General features: G+C 43.9%; 15 protein-coding genes. 3 read left to right on the forward strand and 12 right to left on the reverse strand.

Going from position 1 to position 21,063, the window contains the following annotated elements; translation table 11 throughout:
* The first annotated feature begins 39 nt into the window (after nt 1-39).
* Entirely contained in the window at nt 40-1,506 is a 1,467-nt protein-coding gene (gene nhaC, locus NBH15_RS16120; RefSeq protein WP_128133990.1) for a Na+/H+ antiporter NhaC, read from the forward strand.
* Entirely contained in the window at nt 1,475-2,665 is a 1,191-nt protein-coding gene (locus tag NBH15_RS16125; RefSeq protein WP_244050357.1) for a dicarboxylate/amino acid:cation symporter, read from the forward strand. Before nhaC ends, NBH15_RS16125 begins: the two co-directional genes overlap by 32 nt.
* Nucleotides 2,666-2,811: 146 nt before the next feature.
* Here the strand turns inward: NBH15_RS16125 and NBH15_RS16130 are convergent, their stop codons facing one another.
* Nucleotides 2,812-3,339 (reverse strand): 3'-5' exonuclease, encoded by a 528-nt coding sequence (locus tag NBH15_RS16130; RefSeq protein ID WP_048315730.1) that lies wholly within the window; start codon nt 3,337-3,339, stop codon nt 2,812-2,814.
* 99 nt (nt 3,340-3,438) lie between these two features.
* Between NBH15_RS16130 and NBH15_RS16135 the strand changes: the two genes are divergently transcribed.
* On the forward strand, nt 3,439-3,810 hold the full coding sequence (locus NBH15_RS16135; protein WP_007655847.1) for a hypothetical protein: 372 nt from the start codon (nt 3,439-3,441) through the stop codon (nt 3,808-3,810).
* Between the two features lie 98 nt (nt 3,811-3,908).
* Here the strand turns inward: NBH15_RS16135 and NBH15_RS16140 are convergent, their stop codons facing one another.
* The 11 genes from NBH15_RS16140 to NBH15_RS16190 all read right to left on the reverse strand — a co-directional run bounded on the left by NBH15_RS16140 (nt 3,909) and on the right by NBH15_RS16190 (nt 21,054).
* On the reverse strand, nt 3,909-4,583 hold the full coding sequence (locus NBH15_RS16140) for an SGNH/GDSL hydrolase family protein (RefSeq protein WP_250823061.1): 675 nt from the start codon (nt 4,581-4,583) through the stop codon (nt 3,909-3,911).
* Between the two features lie 57 nt (nt 4,584-4,640).
* A complete protein-coding gene (locus NBH15_RS16145) occupies nt 4,641-5,651 on the reverse strand; it encodes a nucleoside hydrolase (RefSeq protein ID WP_010801427.1) in 1,011 nt (336 codons plus the stop codon).
* 169 nt (nt 5,652-5,820) lie between these two features.
* Nucleotides 5,821-7,935 (reverse strand): nucleoside hydrolase, encoded by a 2,115-nt coding sequence (locus tag NBH15_RS16150; RefSeq protein ID WP_128133991.1) that lies wholly within the window; start codon nt 7,933-7,935, stop codon nt 5,821-5,823.
* 24 nt (nt 7,936-7,959) lie between these two features.
* Entirely contained in the window at nt 7,960-9,426 is a 1,467-nt protein-coding gene (locus tag NBH15_RS16155) for a RagB/SusD family nutrient uptake outer membrane protein (protein ID WP_244050358.1), read from the reverse strand.
* A 26-nt stretch (nt 9,427-9,452) separates the two neighbouring features.
* Nucleotides 9,453-12,926 carry a TonB-dependent receptor gene (locus tag NBH15_RS16160; RefSeq protein ID WP_244050359.1) on the reverse strand — a complete coding sequence of 1,158 codons (3,474 nt, stop codon included), beginning with the start codon at nt 12,924-12,926 and terminating at the stop codon, nt 9,453-9,455.
* 154 nt (nt 12,927-13,080) lie between these two features.
* Complete coding sequence (locus NBH15_RS16165; RefSeq protein WP_128133992.1) at nt 13,081-14,334, reverse strand: FecR family protein; 1,254 nt, start codon at nt 14,332-14,334, stop codon at nt 13,081-13,083.
* 24 nt (nt 14,335-14,358) lie between these two features.
* Nucleotides 14,359-14,913: an RNA polymerase sigma factor gene (locus NBH15_RS16170; RefSeq protein ID WP_233567148.1), complete on the reverse strand. Its 555-nt coding sequence runs from the start codon at nt 14,911-14,913 to the stop codon at nt 14,359-14,361.
* A gap of 284 nt (nt 14,914-15,197) precedes the next feature.
* Nucleotides 15,198-16,403: a Gfo/Idh/MocA family protein gene (locus NBH15_RS16175; protein ID WP_128133994.1), complete on the reverse strand. Its 1,206-nt coding sequence runs from the start codon at nt 16,401-16,403 to the stop codon at nt 15,198-15,200.
* Nucleotides 16,404-16,461: 58 nt separating this feature from the next.
* Nucleotides 16,462-17,484 carry a nucleoside hydrolase gene (locus NBH15_RS16180; RefSeq protein ID WP_250823062.1) on the reverse strand — a complete coding sequence of 341 codons (1,023 nt, stop codon included), beginning with the start codon at nt 17,482-17,484 and terminating at the stop codon, nt 16,462-16,464.
* Between the two features lie 15 nt (nt 17,485-17,499).
* A complete protein-coding gene (locus NBH15_RS16185) occupies nt 17,500-19,785 on the reverse strand; it encodes a family 20 glycosylhydrolase (protein ID WP_250823063.1) in 2,286 nt (761 codons plus the stop codon).
* 90 nt (nt 19,786-19,875) lie between these two features.
* The gene (locus NBH15_RS16190; protein WP_128133996.1) at nt 19,876-21,054 is read right to left on the reverse strand and encodes a sialidase family protein; all 1,179 of its coding nucleotides are present in this window, start codon (nt 21,052-21,054) and stop codon (nt 19,876-19,878) included.
* Nucleotides 21,055-21,063: the final 9 nt, after the last annotated feature.

Below are 21,063 nucleotides of genomic sequence, written 5' to 3' on the forward strand. Positions count from 1 at the left end.
ATTTTTGCAGGCAAATAATTCATAAGCATATATATAATAATGGATCATACTCCCAAAAGGATACCCTCCCCCTTACTTTCACTGGTTCCCATACTCGTTTTGGTAGCCCTCCTGTTTGTTACAATTCATACTTTTGGCAGTGATGCGCTTAGTGGAGGAAGTCAGGTGGTGTTGCTTACGGCAACAGCGGTTTGCTGCCTGATTGCCATGGGATACAGCAAAGTTCGCTGGAAAGCGATCGAACTGGCGATGGTCAATAATATCTCCGGTGTGGCTACCGCGCTGATTATTCTGTTGATCATCGGTGCTTTATCCGGCAGCTGGATGATTAGCGGAGTCGTCCCGACACTGATCTACTACGGGATGCAGATCATTCATCCCAGTTTCTTTCTGGCATCAACCTGTATCATTTGTGCGATCGTATCCGTTATGACCGGCAGTTCCTGGACAACAATCGCAACCATCGGGATCGCCCTGCTGGGAATCGGGCAGGCACAGGGATTTGAAGACGGATGGATTGCAGGGGCGATTATCTCCGGTGCCTATTTCGGGGACAAGATATCTCCGCTCTCGGATACGACGGTCCTCGCCTCTTCGGTAACGGATACCCCTTTGTTCAAGCATATCAAATATATGATGATCACGACAGTGCCGTCCATGATCATTACACTGACAATCTTTACCGTAGCCGGTTTCGCGCATGAAGCGACTGCGACCGACCAGATCGCCATGTATTCTGCCTCGCTGAGAGAGACTTTCCATATTTCATTATGGCTGCTGATCGTACCCGTCATAACAGGGATTCTGATCGCCAAACGTATACCGTCCATCATCACCCTGTTCATTTCTGCTACATTGGCCGGCATATTCGCCTTATTTTTCCAACCCCACCTGTTACAGGAAATATCCGGCCTGCCGGTTCAGGATATGCAATCACAGTTCAAAGGGTTGATCATGACTTTCTACGGCAGTACCCAGGTCCAGACGGGGAATCCGGATTTGAATGACCTGGTTTCCACACGCGGCATGAGCGGTATGATGAATACGATCTGGCTGATTATCTGCGCCATGTGTTTTGGTGGCGCCATGACGGCCAGCGGAATGTTGGGAAGCATTACTTCCGTATTTATCCGTTTTATGAAACGGACTGTCGGACTGGTTGCTTCAACGGTTGCCTCCGGCCTGTTTCTTAATATCTGCACTGCCGACCAATATATCTCCATCATCCTGACCGGTAACATGTTCAAGGATATTTACCAGAAAAAAGGATATGAGAGCCGTTTGTTAAGCCGCACGACGGAAGATGCGGTGACTGTCACCTCTGTTCTTATCCCCTGGAATACTTGTGGTATGACACAGGCAACCATCCTGGGTGTCGCCACATTCACATATTTACCTTATTGTTTCTTTAATCTAATCAGCCCGTTAATGAGCATCACAGTTGCTGCCATCGGGTTTAAAATCAAACGGATAAATGAAAAAGCTGAAAGTATCGCTACTGACTAAAGTAGTCATTGCCATTGCTGCCGGTGTATTATTCGGCCAGTTTCTACCGAATGGTATCGCACGTATCTTTGTGACCTTCAATTCGTTGTTCGGCAACTTCCTGTCGTTCTCCATCCCCCTTATCATCCTGGGGCTGGTAACGCCCGCCATCGGCGATTTAGGGAAAGGTGCCGGAAAACTACTGGCCATTACGGCTTTGATAGCTTACGGCTCGACTATATTTTCAGGCTTCTTTACCTTTTTCAGCAGCTCGGCGATCTTTCCTCATATCCTGCCGGCCAATGCGGAGTTGACAGCCATGGATAACCCGGAAGATTTCATGCTGACGCCCTACTTTACGGTAGCCATGCCGCCTCTGATGGATGTAATGACAGCCCTGCTCCTATCATTCACAATCGGTCTGGGACTGTCCTATATCAGCGGTAATACACTACGGGAGGCATTTAATGACTTCCAGAAAATTATCACCATATTGATCGAAGCGGTAATCATCCCGTTGCTTCCCCTGCATATTTTCGGTATTTTCCTGAATATGACAGTCAGCGGCCAGGTAATGAGTATCATAACGATGTTCCTGAAAGTGATCATTGTGATATTCGTGCTCCACGTGTTGCTTTTGCTCATCCAGTTTACGGTAGCCGGAAGTATCAGCGGCAGGAATCCGTTCCGGCTGTTAAAGAATATGCTGCCGGCTTATGCCACCGCATTAGGGACTCAATCGTCAGCCGCCACTATTCCCGTGACACTTGCCCAGACGGTAAAGAACGGTGTCCGCGAGGCAATCGCTATTTTTGTCGTACCTCTCTGCGCGACCATCCATCTTTCCGGAAGTACGATGAAGATCACGGCCTGCGCCATGGCGATCATGTACATGGCCGGAGAACCGGTCACACTCGCCGGAATGGCAGGATTCATCATGATGCTGGGTATAACGATGGTAGCCGCACCGGGAGTTCCGGGAGGAGCGATCATGGCAGCATTGGGATTGCTGCAAAGTATGCTCGGTTTCAATGAGACATTGCAGGCACTGATGATCGCACTTTACATAGCAATGGATAGTTTCGGAACAGCCTGCAATGTAACCGGAGACGGTGCCATTGCGATTGTAGTAGATAAGATTGCCGGAAAACAACAGACTTCGCCCGACATAACCGAATAGTTTTTCAGGAGACATCACATTATTCATTGAAAGTCTTCCCAATGAAAAATAAAAAAGAGGTACGTCTATTTTGATTTAGACGTACCTCTAAATTCATTTACACCTACCTCTAAATCGAATTAGACCTAGGTGTATCCGAAAAACCTTTATAATAATTCCTGTAAAGTATTTACACCTTTTTCCCGCATCATTGTAATAGCGATATGTGCACAGGCATAGGCATCCGCCATTGCATGATGGTGATTCCTCAGGTCATATCCACAATAGGCAGCCACAGTATGTAGCTGATGGTTCACCAGAAAAGGATACATTTTTCGTGACAGTCGGCAGGTACAATAGAACTGATATTTGGGATAGGCCAGTTCGTAGGCCATATGTGCAGCTTTCAGGCATCCTTCATCAAATGGGCTGTTATGGGCAACCAGTGGCAAATCGGCAACCTTCGGCGCAATTTTCGCCCAGACTTCTTCAAAGTCAGGTGCCTCATTCGTATCTTCCGGTGTCAGTCCGTGAACAGCCGTTGTCCACTGAGTATAATAGTTAGGATACGGGCGGATCAGGCTATACACCTGATCGATCACATGATTATCTTCCATAATGACAATCCCGACACTGCATACACTACTGCGTTTCCCATTGGCGGTCTCAAAATCTATTGCGGCAAAGCGTTCCATATAAGTTTATTAGTTATTATGGCAAAGATAAAGATAAAAACATACGAAAAGACATTGTAGCCCGTTATTAATCATAGTAACACTTTAAAAGCTCACCGTATGAAAAAGAAAACCATGATTTTATTATTCTCTCTGCCAGGCCTGTTTCTTATTTTATGTGCGTTAACTTTTAGACCCATTAGTAACCCTCAAATGGATGAATGTTCTTTACTGCAAGGAAAACTGGCAAAAGTCAAGAGTGACCCTAAAACGAAAGACATTTATTTACGTCTGGAAGACGTAGATAGGCATTTATACATCAACAGGGGTTTAGAAAAAGGTCTGACCGAAGATTGCCTGAAGAAACTGATCGGAGAAAATGTGTCACTTTATGTGGTCAATCATTGGACTTTGTTGGATCCCCAAAGCAAAACAGGGCATGTATCGCAGGTTGAACATGCCGAAGAGATATTATATACGGAGTTTGACTAAACAGATAAATGAGGATGTGCCAAAATAGTCACATCCTCCATCTTTCATTTTAGTAGTTATGGATAAAAAAAACTGTTTTTTTGATCAAAGAATCAACGCTAGTACCGTTTTAACACTGGCAGAAGTATATTTTCCATGACCTTATATCCTTCCTCATTAGGATGTACCCCATCTCCGGAATACTTTTCAGGTAATCCATTCCGTTCGTCTGCCATTTTAGAGTGATAATCTACATAGGTAATTCTATTACGGTCTGCATATGCTTTAAGCATTTTATTCAGCTCGATAATTTTTTCCGCCGGCTCCAGTCCCTTATGCCAACTAAAGTCATAAGCTGGCAAAACAGAACACAGAATCACATCTATCTTATGAAGTTTCGCCAATTCAATCATAGAGACAATATTTCCCTTGATATTCTCCAAAGAGATATAACCGTTATTCTCCGCAATGTCGTTAGCTCCGGCAAGGATTACTACCGCTTTAGGTTTAAGATCGATCACATCTTTACGGAAGCGAACTAACATTTGAGATGTGACCTGTCCGCTGATTCCTCTAGCTATAAACTCATTCTTCTTAAAGAACAACGAATCGGCATACCACCAACCTTCGGTAATCGAATTTCCTATAAACACGACTTTCGAAGGTGTTTTTACAGTCTTGTTCTGTTCTGCATACCGTTCGAAATTGGCCCAGTCGACTGCCTGTTGGCCAAATAATGAAGTTGTGGCCAATACACAAATACTTAGTATCAACCATTTTTTTACGTTTTTCATACTACTATTTTTATTAAGTTACGTTATTACTAAATTCAATCCTTGATGTGTTAACAATTAAAGTTTAGCTTTTTTTATTAATAAATGATCCATCATAATATTATAATAATTATCATCATCGCATAACCGATATATCACGAAATGTTTTCCATCGGCGGCATCTGTAAATGTATTACGTCCCGTTTCAGTATCTATGGCTATATTTACACGTTTGAAACCTAACCGGTTGATTTTTCCGCAAGCATATCCGGCACACCATACCCCAAAAGGATCCCAAGCATGACGACCGTTTTGAGTCCCGAACGCGACCAATGAACGAGTTACAATATCCCTCTTATCTATATCCACAGCCTGTAATTGACCACCGCACCTGAGCATTCCCCCCACTTCATTTGTAAAAAATAGTATCGGATAAGGCCAGGTCTTACTCACATAATCAATAGCCAATCGGGCTTCCTTAGTAAAGAAAAAATTATTACAACGCCCTTCGGGATAAGTTCCACCGACGATATACAACTGTCCGCATTTTTGTTTTACTAACTCAAGCCCCGACAAATCAGAATATTCATCCGGTTGGCTTTTCAACAGGGCTTCTATATTTGTCGTATACCCGGTAGTGACAATATCCACAGGCGTATTACTTTCTGACAATATCTTTCTATACATTTTTACAGCTTCATACGCATTTACATTACCATCGTTATATGCTGCCATCAAATCCCAATAAGGGGATTCATCCGGATTGTTTGCCATACTTTTTCCGATCAATACATCCGGTTTATTTTCATATAACAGGAAACCTCTCAATGCTTCCAGATTATTCTTTCCGACTATTGAATATGCGACACCCTTTAAATCGATAGTCCCATCATCATCAAGTGCCGTTGCAATCCTTACCGCACATACATCATCCACATCCGTACACATATCGACATCCAATATCATTTCCTTTCCGGGAGTGGTATTCAGATACAGCTCATCCACGTTTCTGTCTTCCTGCCGGTTCTCGTATGTCTTACAACCGGTCAAAAAGATGACCAACAAAATTATTTTAAATTTATCTTTCATCTCATATTCCATTTTTTATCCACTCACTGTCGGAAGATAATTGATATTAAGGCAGACAGAACGCAGATTACGGCAAAGTTATTTAATAAAATAAATTTGCGTTTATCCGCGTCATCTGTTCTGTCTGCGTTCTTTTACATGATCTTAGAATTTAAAGGTATATATTTCTTTATTTTTTACAGTCTATTTCCAAAATGGTACCTTCAATATTACGATGGCCATTTTTATTATAATAATAAACTACAAGAACTCTATTATCTTCCAGCATAATCGGCCAAGGATAACCTAAATCCGGTCCATCACCATCATCACGAAGTATAAATTCTTCGGAAATGGCATAATCCGTACATTCTGCATTCAAAATTCTTGCCCGGATGCCAAAAGGCTTGTGACGATAGCCATATGTCAACAACACACGATTATCAGGGAGCCTCAGAGCCGCCAAAGGATGCCCCTGGAATTGCATTGATTTCCATTCGAAAGTCTTTCCTCCATCGGTCGACCTGGCAATACATGCATGATCATACAAAGTAGTCCGTAGAAAACCGACTATATCTCCTTTCGGTGTTTCATAAACGGAAGCTTCATTGAATGCAACACTATCATCGGTAGCAACCAGTCCGGAATACTGCCAGGTTTCGCCTTTGTCCTCAGATACAAGCAAATGATTACTGGTTTTTCCTAACGGGGCTGGATCATGACCAGCCACAATCCAATAAATCTTGCCGTTTTTACCTTCGCACATGGCCCCTCTGTTATAAGTCGGCAGAGGCTCTCCCGTTGCGCTGATATAAATTTCCGAATCCAGCGTTGGAGGAATAATCGGATCTTCCCATGTTTTCCCCTTGTCAAAAGACCGCAAGATATATCCTCCTAAAAATGCAATTTCACCACCATGCCAACTCTCATGCAAAACAGGTTTTCCTAAATTGTCTATACCCTCCTGAGAGGAAAAAGCCCAGCCGTAACTGGCACAAAGCAAAGTTCCATCCTTTAATTGCAATAAACAAGGGTCCTGTGAACCACCAAAAGGATGGGCGTAGATTAACTCCGGATCTTTCGTCCAGTTTTCACCATCATTCGAATGAACCTGCACCAAATAGCTGTTAGGATCGACATGCGCATTCCCAGGTTCACCAAAAACTCTTCTGTCCGGTGCACGCCGGAATACCACCGTATACTCATTGGGCCCCAGCTTTACAGCCGAAGGAAATGTTGCATGAAATTTAGGATCTTCATAAATAACCACATCTTTTACTTTTCGTATCTGTGGCTGTGCTGCCGCTTGCTGTCCCTCAGGGACATTACAACCTAAAGCATTCCAAAACTCATTCTCCATTTTCTCCGCATCGATATTCGTGTATATATCGACCTTTCTTTTGGTTGTGCCCGGAGGCGTATCTACCTTCTTTTCTTCCGCCCATTCCGGATTTGTGATCGCATAAATAAGAGCGACATCCCACATGGTCCAGGAAGAAGTCATATTGTCTCCAATCCTCTTTCTCCACCGATCTGCTATAAAAGTACCTATACCTTCCACCTTTTCAAGCTTATTGATCGAATGGGCATTATGAAAACGCAGTAATCCGCTTACGTTATTAGGCATAATATGAAATTCCAAATCTTCTGCATCGCAAAGAAGATCAAAGGCCTCCAAGTCATTAGCCACATTAAATTCATGTTCGCCTATCCATAAATCCTTTTCAAAATCATAGGTTTGCCCAAGCCAGTAAAGCGCTATCTTTTTAGCTATTTCAGGCTTCACCATTACAGCAGATGCCACATTCGTCAGGGCTCCGGTACTGATGATTGTCAACTTTTCTCCCGGAGGCAAGTCTGATGCTTTGCGGATAATAAAATCCGTTGCCTCACTTCTGCGAGGGTTGTTTTCAGGACTCCCTTTTTTATAAACGATCTTCCTCTCACTTCCCACGGGTAAGGGAAGGTCTGTCCGGTCTAATAACTGCACCAATACGGCATTCATCAGCCAACTGGTATAGGCAGAATTATCATTCCACCAAGGATCATGTCCTTCCCGCACCGTATTATTCCTTCCATCCCATTGCGCAGCAGTCATTCCGATGACTTCCAGCTTAGGCGACTTCAAAGCAGCAGCGATTGCAAGCAAGTCATCCAGTTCATTATCCGTATCGGCATCAATAATCACGTTTCGTACTTGAACATGCTGGGGAAGTGATGTATTTTCCCCAGCATTCTGTTCTTGTTTACAACCAAACAGACCAATACCAATACTTATTATTACACTAACAAGTAAATATCTCATCCCTATATTCTATTTTCAAGAGAATCAGTCTCCCCAACCAGGAGTTTGTCCGACTTGCGGTTCACGAGTCAATACAGTCAAGCTAAGTGGCCATAACAACATGTGATCCTGCCCTTTCTTATTATTTAATGAAGGCACTATATCAAATGCTTTTCCGAATCGTATGAGGTCCCACCATCTTTTTCCTTCAAAAACCAATTCAAGCAACCTTTCTTTCAGAATCTCGTCGTCATTCAATTCTTTAGACCGGTTCACAAAGATGTGTTTGTCAAAATTATCACCATACGCTCTCTTTCTAATCAGGTTCATCTCTTCAGACGGATCCTGTCCCAGTGCATTCTTGGCTTCTGCCTTCATAAGCAGCACGTCTGCCAGGCGATATAAAACGAAATCACTCCTGAAATATCTCTGACCATTTTGTACGACACCCCGCCCTTTACGAATCAAAGCCGGATATATCATCTCATTATTTTCACCATATCTCACCCCATCGACAAACGAAGCCTCTTTCCGGCTATCGTCATCTGTAAATTGATTTTTAACCAAATCGCTTACAGTCCAAGCCATACCATTCCCGGTAGTACCTATCACCTCTCCGCTAATCGGATCTATCATACCGCCGTCTGCTCCGGAATAGTTATCCTTAAAATAATTCTCCCCACCATCATAAATAGTGTTTGCAATAGACATGATTATCTCCTCATTGCTTTTATTACCAAATTCAAACAGATCGGCAAAATTCGGAAGCAACGCCACATCAGCCTTCAGCACCTCATTGCAAGCCGCTAAAGCAGTCTCCAAATCGGCATTTCCTCCGCCGCACCGTTTAGCTGTCCACAAATAAACATCAGCCTTCAACGTATTGGCAAACGGCTGGGAGAAACGGTTCCTGGAAGCCCAGAAGGTATTGTCCTGGAACAAAGCGATTGCATTATCCAAATCCTCTTTTATCACTTTGAAAACCTCCTCCACTGTAGCCCGGCCTTTCTGTACGGTTTCCGGATTGTAACCTTCGGTAGGTTCTACCCGAAGCGGAACTCCGCCCCAGGTCTTAACCAACACAAAATACAGATAAGCCCGCAATGAATAAGCCTCTGCTAACAAGTTATTTTTTGTGGTCTCAACCGCATCGATACGAGGTATATATTTAATAAGCAGATTCGCCTCATTCACAATCTTATAGAGTGAAGTCCAGTCGGGTCCCGGTAATTCCTGGCTCAATGTATTTTTATAATACCGCTCATAGATATCCCCTGTGACTGCCCTCGTAATCACATCACTTCTGGATTCTCCCAACGTAAACAACTCACCGCACGACATATCCCGGAGTTGTACATACGAATGCGTCAAGACCCCTGTTGCATCATCTTGATTCGTCCAAAAAGACTCGTTTGTAATAGCACTCACCGGCTTCTGATTCAACAGATCCCCACATGATGAGCAAAACACCAGAACAAACAGGCATATAAATAAATGACTATACTTATTCATAACTTATCGAGTTTTACGAAATTAAATTAAAATGTAGCTGATACGCCGAAAATCACATTTCTGGGAAGCGGATAACGCCCTGCATCTTTTCCTCCGAATTCGGGATTCGCACCAGAATATTTTGTAAAATAATGAAGATTATTTCCGGTTACATTCACTTTCAGGTTCTGAAAAATTTTATTCATAACACCTGTAAGCGGCAATCTATAGCCCAACGTAAGCTCTCTGATGCAAAGGTAATTACCTGATTCATAAAATTCAGAATTCATCATACCCAATCCATACCAATCGCCACCTCTCCACAAGTTATAATCTTCATTCGGTATATACACCGGAAGTGCTGCTACGTCTCCTTGATTTTTCCAGCTCTTGTCGATCATTTCCTGCGGTATATTGAGGTTACCTGCCCAGCGTCCACAAAGGAAGATCTTCTGTTCGTTAAAGATAGTATGTCCGGTCATATAGTCCATACGCAGGTACAAATCGAAATTCTTCCAACTCCAGGAGCTTGAAATACCGCCTGTCCACTTCGGATACGTATTACCCATATAACAAATATCTTTCTCATTGATTTCGCCATTTCCATCGGCATCATACCAGCGAGTATCACCACCGTATTTGGTCTTGTCTTCATATGGGTCCATCATATCAACCACAGGGTCAGCCTTCGCTTCCTCATCGGTAGCATAGATTCCCAACGACTTCCAAGCAAAGAGATCACCGATCCGGCCACCTTCCTGAAGACCACCTACCCAGTCGTAATCATTGATTTCCGGATTCCAAGCATAATAACCTCCTACCCGGTTTCTTTCCACTCCGTTTTCCGGGAGTTTACGAATTTTGGTTTTCACATGAGAAGCGTTGAAACCTAACTCCCACTGTAATTCGGATTTTTTCGGCATTACCTGCACCTTTACCTCGACTTCGATACCCCGGTTATTCAGGCTACCGTAGTTCGTAGTAATCACATCAAAACCGGACGACAAAGGCATCGGCAACTGCGTAACCAAATTATCGGTCCTACGATTGAAATAATCGAAAATAACATCCACACGTTGATCAAACAAACCGACATCCACACCGACATCGAATGTTTTTGATTCTTCCCATTGCAAATCTTCATTCGGCAAAACCGTATTCGCAATTCCGTTTACCCACATATACCTTCCCTGGCCAACAGAGTATTCACCCTGCGCCGTATACGGTCCCATACCGGTAATATTACCATTGACACCATAACTACCTCTCAGTTTCAAACGGAAAGCATCTGCATTCATATCTTTCCAGAAAGCTTCTTCATGTACATTCCATCCGAGAGAAGCGCCGGGGAAGAATCCCCATTTATGCTCTCTACCCAGCATGGAAGAAGCATCGTAGCGGGCATTCACCGACAACAGATAACGCTGTTTGTAGTTATAATTGATTCTTCCGAAATAACCCAGCATAATCTGCTTCGACAAATTACTGCTCATATGCTTGTAATTGGAAACCGCATTCAACGTCGGTATCAAGTCGGTCAACGCACCATCTCCACTGGCCGACATACCGTAGCTCGACTTGAAATAGTAGGAATAACCAGCCATGACATTCAGATGATGATCTGTAAAGTCTTTATTGTATGTCAATACGGCATCAGCCTGTGTCTGCCACCATTTAGAATAACTGGCACTAGCCGGGCGCACAGTATTCAGGTTGTTCACACCATCCTTGTAAGAGGGAGTAAAGCTATAACTATCCGCAGCTTCTTTCCAGATAGAGAATGTCGGCGCGAATGTCAAGCCCGGAATAATCTCCCAGTTTCCATCGAAGATAAACGTAATATTCTCATCGCTATTCTTATTGGTATTTCGATGCAAATGATAAGCCGGGTTTCCGTTCCCTTTGATACCGGGAGAAAGTGTACCGTCTTCGAAAGTATATTTCGTTGTCGGCGCCTGTCCGATAGCACGAGCAAAGATACTTGTTTCATTCACACCATTATTGGTATATTTACTGTAGGAAGCACGTCCGCCAACCTTCAGGTTAGAACGCAATTTCACTTCTCCACCTAAGTTAAATGTCAAACGATCGTAATGAGTGGTGATAACGGTACCCTCATTCGTCATATAGCCTGCACTGGCATTGAAAGTAGCCGTTTCGGAACCTCCCGAAATGTTGACATTATGATTGTGTGAAACACCTGTACGGAACAACACGTCCTGCCAGTCCGTTCCTTTGAAGATGATCGTTTTCGACGGATCAACCGGATCGGGCATACTTTCCCATCCTTCGTTCAACTTATGCTGGTTTTCCGGAGTCAGATATTGTGTCGTATAGGTTGTATTCGCTGTCAGGTCGTTACCTGTACCGGCACCTGTAGCCGTATAAAGATCATTCAGGCCGAATCCCCAGCGCTGATCGGCAATCTGATGTCCGATACGGCTATAATAGATATAGTCGCGAGCAGATGCCATATCATATCTCTTTCCTACTTTGGAAAGTGTAAGGTCATATTTATAAGTGATACTGGTTTTCCCGGCTTTACCGGTTTTCGTTGTAATCAGAACAACACCGTTTGATCCGCGTGCACCATAGATGGCAGTGGATGCGGCATCTTTCAGTACCTGCATAGACTCGATATCATCCGAATTAATACCATCAATGTCGTTGCGGATCACGCCGTCTACGATATAAATCGGATCGGCGCCATCGGGGTTATTGATAGAGGTACCGCCACGCACAATGATACGGGGGCTTGCACCCGGCTGTCCGGTCGTTGACTGTACTCTGACACCGGATACGGTTCCTTGCAACGCTGTAACAAGGTTGGCATAAGGTACGCTCTCGAGCGCCTTCGTATCCATTTTGGAGACAGAAGTAGTCAATGTAGCCCTTGACTGTGTGCCATATCCAATGACAACGACTTCATCCAGAACTGTATTTAGCTCCAAAGTGACATTCAACATGTTTTTTCCGTTTACAGCTACTTCGCGTGCCTGCATACCCACAAAAGAGAACTGCAATACAGCATTCTTAGGTACACCGCGCAACTCAAAACGGCCGTCCAGGTCGGTAATGGTACCATGCGTCGGATTAGCTTTCTCCACAACAGTTGCTCCGATAACAGGTTCTCCTGCTTTATCCTGAACAACGCCTGTCACATCAATGCGCTCTACCTGCGCAACCGCGGGCAGTTGAACGGAATTCGAATTGTTTTTTGCTGCAACGCCGATGAACACCTGACGGTCGTCGATCGAATAAGCGTTTCCGGTTTGCAGCAATACTTGATCGAGTATTTTATCGATCGTCTGGTCTTTCACATTAATACTGACTTTTTTCTTTAGGTTAACCGCCTTGTCACTATAGAAAAAAACATACTCGCTATTTTTTTCTATCATTTTGAATACTTCTTCCAGGGTATTGTTGTCTGCTTCCAAGGTTAACAAAGTGGACTGCGAATAACTGCTTGCGGCATTCGCGAAACATATACCTGCTATGAAGAATAGGTTTATCAGTTTCATAATCCGAATAAATCTACTAAAAACGGCATGCGTATGGCTGCCTTTTAAATTATTTATCATACATTTGTATTGATTTAAGTTGATACTCTGTGAAATTTTCAATTTGAATCATGCCGGATAATGTAGGGGTATGTTATCCGGTTTTTTATACTCTTTACTCCATAGGCTTGCTGTTTAAGGGGGTTACGCTAAAATAATAGCAATCATCTTGTTTCACGAATTTTACGGGAATCATCTTGGTTAATCCATTCAAGATTTTTTCCATATCATCCTTCAAATCCAGTTTACCCGAGCAAGTCAGGCGTTCCAATTCCGGCTCCCATCGGATCGGTTTTCCATAATAATCCGACAATCGCTGCAATATGACAGACAGACGTTCTTTTTTATATTGCAACAAACCGTCTTTCCAGGATATATAATCATATACATCTACAGTCTGAATGTCCACATCACCGGTCGATGTGCACCGGAACCGCTGATTGGGAATCAACTCGGCTTTCCGACCTGTTTCCGTACGAACATGAACGGAGCCTGTCACTAATACGACATCATCCGTCTTTTCATTACCATACGACTTGACATTAAAGGAAGTACCCAACACCTCGACAGCCATCCGGTCTGTTTTCACAACAAAGGGATTACCTTCGTTGCGGGTTACGTCGAGAAAGACTTCGCCATCTACATAGATCTCCCTCTTATCGCCTTTGAACGATACGGGAAATATGACATGCGACCCGGCATTAACCCAAAGTTTGGTGCCGTCGGACAGCAACAAGGTGGAATGTTTGCCTTTAGGCACGATCAACTGGTTATAGGTGACTGTCGCCTCTTTCTCTTCTTTATTGTCAACTGCCTTTTTATCCTTATTTCCTTCCATCACCGTCTGGGAATTGACCTTTATTTCTCCTTTATCGTCATATTTGACATCTGTATTGTCTTCTTCAAATCTCATTTGTTTGTTGTCCGACAACACCAAACAAATCTCTGATCCTGGCTGTACATTCTTCTCTTTTTTGAAAGCGGCAATCATATCAATCATATTATCTCCCTGCCGGTTGCTTTCATAAAAGAAATAGAACGATACACCCAGCAAAATGAAAACACATGCCACAGCCGAGAAACAGGCGGCATAAAGCGTCCGTATTTTTTTCTTTAGCGAACTTTTATTTTCTATTTCTATTTTGCTCCACAATGCTTCTTTTTCTTTACGAAGGAGTTTTTCTTTGCGGGAGTTCACCACTTCGATAAAAAAAGCTGCTTCTTCAAAATCCTGAGCCGACAGGTTACCGCTTTGTATCAGAAAATCCCAAAACTCGCGGCTCTCCTGTGTAGGATGCAAGATAGATGATATGAAATAATCATCCTGCAATAATTCATCTACTGTATATTCCTTATATTTCTTCTCCATCTTGTTTATCCAATAATCAGTTTATCAAAAACGAACAAATATATCATTATGCATGAGTTCTCTAATCTTCAGAATAGAGCGATGAACCAGGTTACGAACGGATTGGTTGTTCATGTGCATCAACTCGCCTATTTCGTCGTACGACATTTCTTCTACATAGCGATAATAGATCACTTCGTTTTGCTTGGGCGACAAGACCTGCAAAAGTTTTTTCACCCGGGCGACATTATTGCTGGCAGCTTCGTTTTTCAAGTACTGGTCTTCTACGGAATATTCCGTTTGAAAAACAGGTTCTATTGTCTCTATCTGATAATATTCAACACTTTTTTTGAACAGATCGAACAGTTCGTTTTTCAACGATACAAAGAGGTAACTTTTTATATTATTTACTTTCCTTTGTTTGGAACGATCTTTATATAGAGAGATAAAAACCTCCTGAATACAATCTTTAACCGACTCGCGGTTGGTGGTAAAGTGCATGCCGTAAGCGAACAAGTCGTCTATATACAGATTGTACAACTCTGTATATGCACGGTCGTCGCCTTTAAGAAAGCGCTTCCATAGACTATCTATGTGCATCTGGTCGCTCATTTTCCTTTATTTATTATACAGACTTTAATATTAAAAAATTGTACTCAATTTCTTACTGAAATTTTTCAAATTTTATATCCAACAGGGGAAATAAGTCAGGGAACTGCCTACATTAGCCATTCCTTAGGAGTAGAGTATCACTGGAGGCAGAATTTACATAAATGCAGCCGATCTGTCACAGACTGGCTGCATCGGTTATCACACAACTCTATAGCATGAAAAAAAATGTAAAAATGTATTACTCAGAGTCTATTTTATAAATGTGGAAATGTTTAATCGAATACTGGTATCTTCAATAACTCGCCGTCGTGCATAGCCGATTTGTGGGCAATGATACCAGGGATGGTGTAAGCCAGCGCTTCATGTACATCGACCCCGGGCTTGCGGTTTTCCACAAGCGAGCTAATGAACTCGTGGGTAATGAAACAATGCGAGTTGCCGTGTCCGCTGATATGGCTGATCTTTCCGGGCAGGCCAGTCTTCCAAAAGGGCTTCATTTCGACAAAGTGCATTTCGGGTTCGTCGACAACGAAGCCACCTTCATCTTTACCCTGCATTTCGCTGGAGACTACCTGATGCGAACCCAGGCCTTTATATTCGGAATAGTAACTCATTTTGTCGCCATGCCATTCACCTCTTTCAACGCCTACCAGCGCACCTCTCCAGCATACCTCGCCCATGAAGGAGTTGCCCTTGTCGGTGCGGAAAAGTGCAGTCTCATTCCAGAAGGGATTATTAAAAGGGTTGTTGTTCAACAACGGGCTTCCATCGCCCCAACCGTTGCAGGTTACGCTTCTCAGCCTTTCTCCGGTGACGGCAATCAGGAAAGAAGTAACATGCGTAGGATATAGCATAGGTGGAAGGCCATGTCGCCAGGTCGGTTTCTTGTTGTCGTCGAAATACAAGGTTTCCAGACCGGGATGATAGTACTGAGCCGCACTGCTGAAGATGTTTCCGAACTTGCCCGCGCGATAGAACTCCTGTGCCATCATGGTTTCTTCGCGGTAGGTGGTTGTTTCAGCCATCATATAAGTGAGTCCAGAGCGTTTCACGGCTTCAAACAACTGATGGCATTCTTCTTCGGTCATGGCGGCCGGAACAGCACAGAGCACGTGTTTGCCGGCCTTCAGGCACTGGATCGTGTGGCGCACATGGTCAGGTGCCGGGGTGAAAAGGGCTACGGCTTCGACTTTGGGATCGCGGAGCAGTTTCTCCAGTGATTCGTATGATTTTTTACATTGGTAGACTTCCATCAGCTTGTTTCTTCTTTGAGTATCCAAATCACTCACAGCCTCAACGATGCAGTTGGGGTGTTCATGGAAGAAGAAACCTAAACCGAAATTGCCACCAACTACGCCTAGACGGATTTTCTTATCCGAAGCGAGTGGTTTGGCAAATGCGAAATGTGGCGAAACGCACATGGCTGTTGTGGCCAGTCCGAACTGGCTTATAAACTGTCGTCTGTTTATCTTTTCCATATTCTTTTATTTATTTAAAAATGTGTTTTAAATGGGTATTAAATAATTCGGTCAGCAATTAAAGTTTGGCTTTTTTGATTAACAAGTGATCCATCATGGCATTATAATAATTTTTGTTGTCGCATAGCGGATAGATGACAAAGTGCTTTCCATCGGTTGCATCGGCAAATGTATTGCGACCCGTTTCGGTATCTATGAATATATTTACTCGTTTGAAGCCCAGCCGGTTGATTTTACCACAGGCATATCCGGCACACCATACGCCGAAAGGATCCCAGGCAAGCCGTCCGGTATCGGTTCCGAATGCGTATAAGGCACGGGTTACGATGTCTTTGCGTTCGGTGTCTACCTGTTGCAAGCCGGCGCCGCATACGAGCAATCCGCCTACATCGTTTGTGAAAAAGAGTATCGGATAGGGCCAATGCTTGCTGATATAATCTGCCGCCGTACGGGCTGCGGGGGCAAACCAGATGTTGTTGCAACGCCCTTCCGGATAGGTAGCACCTACGACGTAGAGTTGTCCGCATTTTCTTTTGACGAGTTCCTGGCCCGTAAGCCCGGAGTATTCGTCAGGTTCACTTTTCAGCAGGCACTCGATGTTGGTGGTGTAGCCGGTTGTAACGATATCGACCGGGGTATCGCTTTCGGCGAGTATTTTGCGGTACATTTTTACAGCTTCGCAGGAATTCACCTTGCCATCGCTATATTCGGCCATCAGATCCCAGTAGGGTGATTCTTCAGGCGGGTTGGCTACCGCGCTTTTACCTATCAAAACATCGGGCTTGCCTTCGTGAAGGAGAAAACCGCGTAAAGCATCGAGGTTATTGGGACCGTTTACGGAAAAGGCTACTCCTTGCAGGTCAATGATACCGTCGTCGTCGAGTGCTGTTGCGATCCGCAGGGCACAAGCGTCGTCTACATCGGTACACATGTCGACGTCGACGATCATTTTTTTATGGGGAGTTGTATTCTGGAAGAGTTCGTTCGGATTTCTGTTTATATTCAAATCCGTCTGACTTCCGTCGGTTTGGCAACTTCCCAACAGGGTGGCTGCCAATAATAGTTTATATATGTGCTTCATGGTTTGTACAAAATTTTAATTGCTTTTTATCCACTCGCCACCGGAAGGCGGAAGGTATTGAAAATCGATTGGGTACCAGCAGGTGGCAAATCCTTCTTTCAAGCGGTTGGAAAACACGAGGTCGAAGGCATGAACACCTTTTTCGAGGGCGATTTGCGTCTTTTTCTCGTAAAAGCGAGAAGAGATGGGATTACAGATTAATAGTTTCCCTGCAATCCACAACTCATCCGCGTTCGATTTAAAAGTGTAAATACCCGTCTCTGGTACTTCGATTTCGCCGGAATAGCATGCCAATCCGGGAGTTTTGAAATCGAATTTATTGTTATTATATGCAGCAAAAGAGTTTATTATTGTATCTGTTTCGTATACGGCTTTTGCAAAATCGTTATGATCCTTAAAAAGGCCGTTTGCCTGCTGAAGGCGGATTCGTCCGTTGCAAATACCGTCAATAGCGGGTATAGGTGTTTGCTTTTTAACGTTTATAGTGCGTATCGGACTAAGTTTGCCGCTTGCTGTCTTTGTACAGACTTTCAGTGTACACGGCTGGTGCAGTACTAACCGTTCCGGCAAAGAGGGAGCATGCATGTCGGGAGTTGCTCCGTCCGTCGTATAGACCATAGGCAGGGAACGGCTGTTTTTAAATTCCAAAACGACAGAATCTCCAGTAAAGACTTTGTTGGTCGTCAACTCTCCTTCCGGAAGCGGAATGTGGTAATTGATGCCTTTTAAATCCAAACGGACCTGCATGTTTTCCAGACGGCGTAGGAAGTCGTCCCAGTTTTTCTTTTCGGGTGTTGTCCAGGCTGTTTCCGCCAAAGCCACGGTCCGCGGATAGAGCATGTATTCCAACAGCTCTCCGGAGGTCGTCCATTCACTCCATAAGCATGCTTGGGTACCGATTACATGTTTTCTTTTGTCGGGAGCTAATTCTTTTGGAAGCGGCTCGAATTCATATACGTCTTTCAAGTAAGACTGTCCGCCCATAGCAGCCGGCTCTACTTCATCGGCGCCTTGTGCAGCACATAGGTAAAGCCCGTCGGCCATGGAGGCCATAACAACATCATGGCCTGTGGCTGCGGCCTTGGCTCCGCATTCAGTGCCTTTCCAGCTCATCACGGTTGCATCTTCAGGTAATCCGCCTTCCAGAATTTCCTCCCAACCGATCATGCGTTTACCCAACGTACCGGAAATAAAACGCTCCATCCGCTTGATGGCATAGCTTTGTAATTGTTCTTCTACAGAATGCTCCGGAGTTGGGCGGAGGTTCAGCCTTTGGGCTAACGCTTGGCAACGGGGGCATGTTTGCCAATATCTCTTAACGCATTCGTCTCCTCCGATGTGCAAATAGCGGGCTGGAAATAGTTCGGCTATTTCCGTCAATACATTTTCCATAAAGGCGAACACGGAGTCGTTGCCTACACAAAAGACATTCTCTTCATAGCCAAAGACCTGTTCACTTTTAAAAGGTCCGCCACTGCACGACAATTCGGGGAAAGGAACCAGGGCCGACAAACTGTGTCCCGGGAACTCTATCTCGGGTATCACTTCTATATGATGACGGCCGGCATAGGCTACCAGTTCTTTTATATCTTCTTTTGTATAATAGCAAGGTCCGTATAACTCTTCATTATATGTTTCCTGTACGGCAGAATATTCAACCAGTTGCGGATACTTATCGATAGCAATACGCCATCCCTGATTATCCGTCAGATGCAAATGCAGACGGTTCAGTTTAAGCATAGCCATCACGGATATCTGTTTTTTCAGTTCTTCCACGGTAAAGAAATGGCGGCTCACGTCTATCATCACTCCTCTGTAACTGAACCGTGGATGGTCTGCAATTTTAACAGCAGGAACAGATAGTTTCATTTTCAATGGTTTCACACTTTCGATTTCTGCCGGTAAGAGTTGGAAGAATGTTTGTATAGCATAAAACATACCCTTTTCTGTGGCGGCCGAAAGTGATATTTGCCGGTCGTCTACTTCTATTTCGTATCCTTCTTCTCCCAGGTTTTCATTCGTTTTGAACCTAATGCAATTATTGGAAGAGTTATCCGAAAAAGAGAGTTTATATCCGCTTGCTTCTTCCAGCTTATTCATTAATATAGAGGCTTCTTTTTCCCAATCACCATTTTTCAGTGATAAGGTGGTCGAGTTGCTGATAGGAAAGACGCCTTGTCGAACTTCCAGCTGTAAGGGTTCCGGTATGATATGTATTCCGGAATTGTACACTTTATCTTCCACAGAAAGATGGCAGGATATGAAAGAATAAAAAAACAGATATACGAAGTATCTTTTCATTTTGAGTTATATCTTACATGTTAGGAGTTATAAAGCGGAGGGAGGTCTGTCGACCTCTCCCCCTCTTAATTTAAGCAGAAAATCAATATGCTATTTTTTCTTTGGGTCTACTTCCAGGATCGTACCTCCTATATAACGCTGACCGTCGTCTCTCGTTATATAGTAAACGACCAACACTCTGTTGTTATCCAATACGACCGGCCACGAATAGCCCACGTCTGTACCAGGCCCGTTATCATCACGAAGCACGATTTCCTCTGCGGTTGCAAAGTCCGTACATTCTGCATTTAAAATCCGGGCCCGTACGCCACAGGGTTTCTCCCGGTAACCGTATGTCAGAAACACGCGATCGTCCGGTAGCCTTACAGCCGCCAGTGGATGTCCGTAAAAACCCATAGGTTGCCATTTGAACGTTTTTCCACCGTCTGTAGAGCGAGCGATGCAGGCCCGTGTTTCCGGGTTCTCGGTACGTATGAATGCGACTATATCACCTTTCGGTGTTTCATAAACTGAAGCTTCATTAAAGATGAATTTCTCATGAGTCGCCACGATACTTGCGTATTGCCAGGTCAACCCTTTATCGTCCGAATAAAGCAGATGATTAGATGTTTTTGTAAGCGGGTAATCATCCATGGCTGCTACTACCCAAAAAATTCTTCCGCTTTCACCTTCATACAAGGCACCTCTGTTATAAGCTGATAACGGGTTTCCCATTGGGTCTTTATAAATTCCATCTTTCACTGCGATAGGATAGATCGGTCCTTCCCATGTCTTGCCATTATCAAAAGAACGCATAATATAACCACCCATGGCTACCCATCCTCCTTCGTGGTAAACAGGTTGTTTCAACTTCGCTATCGCATCCTCTCTGAGGTGTGTCCAACCGTAACTCGTACAAAGCAACGTTCCGTCTCTCAGTTTCAACAGACAGGGATCCTGGGATCCGCCAAAAGGATGTGCATAAATTAATTCGGGATTTTTTGTCCAAGTTTCACCATCTTTGGAGCGGACCATCACTAAATAACTATTCAAATCGGTATGCGTCGGATATGGTTCTCCCAACATAACCCTGTTGGGTGCACGACGAAAAGCGACCAGATAGTCATCACCGCTTTTTACAACAGAAGGAAATGCGACGTAAAACTGCGGGTCGTCGTATACAACCACATCTTTTATTTTTCGTACTCCCGACTGTTTACTCAGATCTTTTGCCAGCATATTGCCTGAAAAATAGGATAAGGCAAATAGTATTACTAGAAATATTCTCATCTTTTTAGT

The organism is Parabacteroides caeci, assembly GCF_023656795.1.
Lineage (GTDB): Bacteria > Bacteroidota > Bacteroidia > Bacteroidales > Tannerellaceae > Parabacteroides > Parabacteroides segnis.

What these genes read in the sequence shown, in the direction of transcription:
- NBH15_RS16140 (WP_250823061.1), bottom strand. Translation starts at nt 4,583, where the DNA reads ATGAAAAACGTAAAAAAATGGTTGATACTAAGTATTTGTGTATTGGCC.
- NBH15_RS16160 (WP_244050359.1), bottom strand. Translation starts at nt 12,926, where the DNA reads ATGAAACTGATAAACCTATTCTTCATAGCAGGTATATGTTTCGCGAAT.
- NBH15_RS16170 (WP_233567148.1), bottom strand. Translation starts at nt 14,913, where the DNA reads ATGCACATAGATAGTCTATGGAAGCGCTTTCTTAAAGGCGACGACCGT.
- NBH15_RS16150 (WP_128133991.1), bottom strand. Translation starts at nt 7,935, where the DNA reads ATGAGATATTTACTTGTTAGTGTAATAATAAGTATTGGTATTGGTCTG.
- NBH15_RS16130 (WP_048315730.1), bottom strand. Translation starts at nt 3,339, where the DNA reads ATGGAACGCTTTGCCGCAATAGATTTTGAGACCGCCAATGGGAAACGC.
- NBH15_RS16175 (WP_128133994.1), bottom strand. Translation starts at nt 16,403, where the DNA reads ATGGAAAAGATAAACAGACGACAGTTTATAAGCCAGTTCGGACTGGCC.
- NBH15_RS16125 (WP_244050357.1), top strand. Translation starts at nt 1,475, where the DNA reads ATGAAAAAGCTGAAAGTATCGCTACTGACTAAAGTAGTCATTGCCATT.
- NBH15_RS16155 (WP_244050358.1), bottom strand. Translation starts at nt 9,426, where the DNA reads ATGAATAAGTATAGTCATTTATTTATATGCCTGTTTGTTCTGGTGTTT.
- NBH15_RS16135 (WP_007655847.1), top strand. Translation starts at nt 3,439, where the DNA reads ATGAAAAAGAAAACCATGATTTTATTATTCTCTCTGCCAGGCCTGTTT.
- NBH15_RS16190 (WP_128133996.1), bottom strand. Translation starts at nt 21,054, where the DNA reads ATGAGAATATTTCTAGTAATACTATTTGCCTTATCCTATTTTTCAGGC.
- NBH15_RS16180 (WP_250823062.1), bottom strand. Translation starts at nt 17,484, where the DNA reads ATGAAGCACATATATAAACTATTATTGGCAGCCACCCTGTTGGGAAGT.
- nhaC (WP_128133990.1), top strand. Translation starts at nt 40, where the DNA reads ATGGATCATACTCCCAAAAGGATACCCTCCCCCTTACTTTCACTGGTT.
- NBH15_RS16145 (WP_010801427.1), bottom strand. Translation starts at nt 5,651, where the DNA reads ATGAAAGATAAATTTAAAATAATTTTGTTGGTCATCTTTTTGACCGGT.
- NBH15_RS16185 (WP_250823063.1), bottom strand. Translation starts at nt 19,785, where the DNA reads ATGAAAAGATACTTCGTATATCTGTTTTTTTATTCTTTCATATCCTGC.
- NBH15_RS16165 (WP_128133992.1), bottom strand. Translation starts at nt 14,334, where the DNA reads ATGGAGAAGAAATATAAGGAATATACAGTAGATGAATTATTGCAGGAT.